The organism is Finegoldia magna (genome assembly GCF_018371055.1).
GTDB classification, from domain to species: domain Bacteria; phylum Bacillota; class Clostridia; order Tissierellales; family Peptoniphilaceae; genus Finegoldia; species Finegoldia magna_I.
In genome coordinates this window covers 1-5,469 of sequence record NZ_JAGYZD010000115.1, presented here as the reverse complement: position 1 = coordinate 5,469, position 5,469 = coordinate 1, and the positions used below count along the sequence as shown (strand labels likewise).

At 34.0% G+C, this 5,469-nt stretch carries 4 protein-coding genes and 1 pseudogene; all 5 read right to left on the bottom strand.

Features of this window, described 5'->3' with window-relative positions; translation table 11 throughout:
* Positions 1-221: pseudogene (locus tag KHW44_RS06015) on the bottom strand (DNA polymerase IV); the annotation flags it as partial.
* A 259-nt stretch (positions 222-480) separates the two neighbouring features.
* Positions 481-1,437, bottom strand: coding sequence for an SH3 domain-containing protein (locus tag KHW44_RS06010; RefSeq protein WP_102164227.1), 957 nt, complete (start codon positions 1,435-1,437; stop codon positions 481-483).
* 136 nt (positions 1,438-1,573) lie between these two features.
* A complete protein-coding gene (locus KHW44_RS06005; protein WP_102164226.1) occupies positions 1,574-3,427 on the bottom strand; it encodes an oligopeptide ABC transporter substrate-binding protein in 1,854 nt (617 codons plus the stop codon).
* Between the two features lie 12 nt (positions 3,428-3,439).
* Positions 3,440-4,360, bottom strand: a complete 921-nt coding sequence (locus KHW44_RS06000) for an ABC transporter permease (protein ID WP_094208191.1) — start codon at positions 4,358-4,360, stop codon at positions 3,440-3,442.
* Between the two features lie 10 nt (positions 4,361-4,370).
* Positions 4,371-5,339: an ABC transporter permease gene (locus KHW44_RS05995; protein ID WP_094208190.1), complete on the bottom strand. Its 969-nt coding sequence runs from the start codon at positions 5,337-5,339 to the stop codon at positions 4,371-4,373.
* Positions 5,340-5,469 lie beyond the last annotated feature (130 nt).

The following is a 5,469-nucleotide window of genomic DNA, read 5'->3' as shown; positions in this document are numbered from 1 at the left end:
GGAGGTACTATAACAAGATTTGGAACGATCTTTTTCGCTTGAAATATTGGCATCGCAGAATGCAAACCGTACTTTCTCGCTTCGTAATTTGCAGTAGTAATTATTCCCCTCTGACTTCTTCCACCGACAACCATTGGGACGTGTTTTAGCTTCGGATTATCCAGAATTTCACAAGAGGCAAAGAAAGCATCCAAATCAAAATGCAAAAAATTTAAATCCATAACACACCCCTTTCTACTAAAAAAGCCCTCATTATTGAGAGCAGTTTCAATTATAACTTGCAAACCGTAATGCTAAGAACATCATACGATAAAAAGTTAATTGATTTCGAATTGAAAATCTTCGTTGAAAAATCCGTCTGTTTGAGCGAATGCGAGTTACGAATTTTAGAAGATTGAAATTTAGAAATCACAAATTTTTTGAGTCCGATGTTCGTGCATGAAGGTTTGCAATGTGCAAAAAGCCCTCATTATTGAGAGCTTAATCGTTAATTTCTAAGTTGTTTGATGATATCCATGCGTCGTATGATTTTAGTGAATCTGCACTTTTAATTATCGCATGGCACCATACTCTTTGACCTGAATCTGGTTTTGCTTCATAAATGTACACTTCACTTCCCATAGGAATTGAGGAAATCACTTGTGATTTATTGTTTGGTTCTTCGTATATTTTGGCATTATCTGCAGTTACCAAGTAAGTTTTGCCAACTAAACGAATGCACAAATCAATAAGTCTTTTGTTATCATCAGTTTCATAACTTTCATCTTTTTTATCTGGTTTTTTTGTGTTTTCTTTTTCTTTCTTTAATTCTTCTGCCGATTCATTGGCAAGTTTTTCAGCTTTTTCTCTGGCTTCTTTTTCTTTTTTCTCAGACAATGCACGTTGTTTTTCTTCGTCTTGTTTTTTCTCATTGTATTGATTTTTTGCTTTTTCAACTTCTTTTATCTTGTCGATAACAATAGTTTCGTGTGGCATTACACGTGCGTATGAGTTTAACATATTCAAACTTGCATCAAAGTTGTCATCTTCTGCAAATGAATCACTTGCAATTATCACAGCTTGTGTGCTTTCTTGCAATCTTTGTTGCGCTTTTTGATAATTGACGCTATCTTTGTTGCTTACTTTCAAGAAACTTTTTGCTGCATCGACATACTTCATTTCCTTTAAATAATTTACGCCATAATCGTAATTATTTTTAGAAGATAAAAGTTCCACAGCTTCACGTTTTTTATCTATATAAGATCCATCGTTTGTTCTATCGTATAATTCACTATAATAATCTACAGCTTTTTGGTAATTACCATCTACTATACATTGGTGAGCCAATTTATCTAATTTTTCTGTCTTTGATGAATTAAAAATATTTAATCCTACAAAAGTTCCAACAAATATTACTACAGTTATCAAAACTACAGCAATAATATTCTTCTGCTTCATTCATTACACCTCTCTAATATTCTAATGAATAAGCTAGAATAAGTCAATAAACGAAAACGTTATATTTTACGTATTTTTACATATTTTACATAAAAAAGTGGAGTGTAAAATTACACCCCACTTAATTTAAAAACTATTATTCTTTAATTGGTTGTTCAGATGTAAGTTCAAGTTGATTCCATCTGAAGTCATCTTTGTTAAGATCTTGAACATATCTTGTATCAAACTTTTTAACTCTCTTGTTGATTGGAGTCAATGATTCTCTGTAAAGTGTTGGAATCAATGGTACATTTTCTTCCATAACTTTTGCAAAATCTTTGTAAGCTTGTGCTCTTTCTTCATCAGATGATTTACCATCAGCTATCTTATCCAATGCTTGTTGCATTTCTGGATTAGTATATCTGTAGTAGTTAAATGATGCATTCTTACTGAATAATCCTGATGGGTCAGGGTTAGTACCTACAGCCCAAGCTCCTTGGAATACGTCAACTTCAGGGTCATCATTTTTAAGCTTGTCGTAGAATGCGTTGAATTCTATCAATCTTCCGCCTGTCAACTCAACATTCAATCCAATTTCTTTCCAGCATTGGATATAGTATGCTGACAATGGTTCTGCGATTTCTCCACCTGACATTGATGCGAATTTAATTACAAATGGTTTACCGTTTTTGTCTTCTCTTATTCCATCATTGTCTACGTCTTTGTATCCAGCTTCATCTAACAATTTTTTAGCTTTTTCTTGGTCAAAATTGTATCCTTTTAATTCAGTGTTAAAGTAATCTTTAAATATAGGAAGAACAACTGATGTCGCTTGTGATCTGTATCCTTGATAGAATTTTTCACCAACTGCGTTGTTATCAATTGCATAACCCATTGCTTTACGTAAGTTAGGATCAGCCATCTTAGCGTTAGGATCTACAACAACTTCGCCTTTTTCTTTGTCCCATTTACCTAGTTTGAATCCTAAGTAAGTGTAAGCCATGTCTTGTTGTCTTGCAACTTTGTATCCTTTTAATTCTGATATTTCTTTGAATGTATCTGATGGTGCTCCACCTGCGATATAATCGTATTTACCAGATTTTAATGATGCTAAAATTTGTGAAGTAGGAACTACTTCCATTACAACTTTATCGATTTTAGGTTTTCCGCCCCAGAAGTGTTCGTTAGCACTAAATTCAACTGATTGTCCTGGTACTACATTAGAAATATAGAAAGGTCCTGCTGATTTAGGATTTTTTCTGATTGGGTCAGAAGATATAATATCTTTTATAGCTATGTCTTTAACTTGTTCGTAGTTTGTTGGTTCGTGCCAAATACCAGCACCCCATTTGATTGCAGGTTTCCATTCTTTAAATGAAATTTGAACTGTTTTTTCATCGATTTCTTTAACACCTGCGATGTCTTTTGTTTTTCCAGCGTGATAATCTTCCATACCTACGATGTTCATCATATCATCATCATAACGTACACCAGGATAATCCTTGTGACCGATGATTAGGTAGTTTATTATAATGTCTTTTGCTGTTACAGGCTTTCCGTCATTCCATTTGAATGCATCTGAAAGTTTGATTGTAGCTGTCTTTGCCTTTTCATCCCATTCGAATTTTTCAGCTCCAGAATCTCTCAATTCCATGCTTTCTCCAGCGTTTGCTGAACCGTACATTGTAGGTCCGATAATTGTCCAGTCGAAGTTATCGTCTTGTAATGCAACATTAAATATACCTTTAAATGGTGAATCTGTAGGGATACCTACTCTAAATGTACCACCTTTAATTGGTTCGCCTTCATTTTCAATAATCACACCGCCGCCCATTTGTTCTCCGACTATGTTACCTTTATTTTCTTCGTTTGCCTTTTTACCAGTGCTAGATTCTTGTTTAGAACCAGAATCTGATGATTTTCCGCTATCTTTATTAGATTTTCCACATCCTGTAAGTACAAATGCTAATACTAAAAAGATTGCCAATAATGATTTAAATTTCTTTTTCATTATTTTTCCCCCTTATCCTTTCCTTTGTTTTGCATCGGAAGCCCTTCTTAATGCTTGACCGATATAATTTATACACAACATCATTACTAATATCAATAATGATGCAGGTAGCCATACATATAACTTATCTGATATAACTTCTGGTTTTCTGGCTAATGATACCAACGTTCCTAGTGATGGATCTGATGGTGGAAGCCCGAAACCTAGAAAGCTAAGTCCAGTTTCAATACCAATATTTCCTGCGAAACTCAATGTCATATCTACAATTAATATTGAAGAAATGTTAGGCAAAATTCCTGTAAACATAGTCTTCAAATCGCTAGTACCCATTGTTTTGGATGCATTTACGTAGTCTTTTTTACTTTCAGCAAGGGCCTTTGATCTGACAAGTCTTGCCATTCCTGTCCAATAGAACACCGTAAATATCAATACGAATGTAAACATAGAATATTTTGGAACAATTGTTACGAAAACTATGATAATCATCATTGTTGGAAGAATTTGGATGAAATCTATAATTCTCATTATAATATTATCCAACCATCCACCGTAGTATCCTATAAACAAACCTACAACTATACCTATAACAGATGTAAGGATTGTTACGGCGATTCCTATTACGATAGAATTTCTAGCGCCAATTATCAATTGTCCGAACAAATCTCTACCACCTTGGTCTGTTCCAAGTATATGTCCCGCTTCTCCCGGTCTTACGTATGAATTAAGTATGTCAACTTTCATTACTTGTTCTTTGTCTAGTAGCATTGCTCCAACGAATATTCCTATCCATAAAACTGCCAATACTACTAAAGAAACAATGGCTAATTTGTCCTTCTTAAATTCATTAACTATTACTTTAAATCCAGTAGGATTATCTTTTGCAAGGTCTTTATATTCTTCAAGCTTTTCTTCTGTTACTTTTACTTCTTTCATAAAAACCCTCCTAATCTATCCTTATTCTTGGATCAACTATACTCATGATAATATCACTTAATAATGAACCACAAAGTGTTAAGAAACCATAAATCATTACAAGTGCTGTCATAACCGAATAATCTCTTTGATTGATACAGTCTACAAATAGTGAACCCATTCCTTGGTATCCAAAAATTGTTTCAATCATTATAGAACCAGCTAATAAACCTGTGATTTGGAATCCGAAGAATGCAGCTATTGGTAAAAGTGAGTTTCTGAAAATGTGTTTGCTGTAAACTTTTTTGATAGGAACCCCTTTTGCCCTTGCAGTTCTTACGTAGTCTTGACTTTTTGCATCTACAACTTCATTTCTCAAATATTGGATAGTTCCGATAGTTGTAAGTAGTGCATAAGATATTGCTGGAAGTAGCATGTGATAAAATCTACTTAATACTGCTGCCATTCCGCCTTTTGCTGATGCTTCAAGACTTATAATTCCACTTGTAGGAAACCATCCTAACTTGTATCCGAATATTAAAAGCATTATTAAATAAAATACGAATCCTGGTGTAGCCAGAGCGAGGAAGTTGTACAAGTTAACCCCCTGATCGAATGCCGACCCGCTATACCTACCTGCGTTTATTCCCAAAGGAATTGCTATCGCATACATTATTAACAATGAGAACAATGATAAGAAGAATGTGTTCTTAGCTCTTTGACCTATAACATCTCTTACAGGTAATTTTTGAGTATAAGAAACTCCGAAGTCTCCATGAAGAGCATTGCCAACCCATCTTTTGTATTTCACATACCATGGATCGTAAAACCCAGATTTTATTTTAAGTTGTTCTTCAACCTTTGAGTTACCAGTGCTTGGAGTGATTTTACCTGTAAAAGGATCCCCTGGCATCTTTTGAGCTACGAAGAATATAAATAAACTTAACACTATCAATTGAGGAATCATTATTAAAAATCTTCTGATTATAGTTTTAGTCATATTATATTTCCCCCTTTCTAGCTGCTACATAGTGAGAATCTTTGTATTTAGTCAAATCGTACACAGATCCATTTTCATCGTAGTAGATATTTTTTTGTTCATCAAATTTCTTTTCAATAGCTTGTCTAAC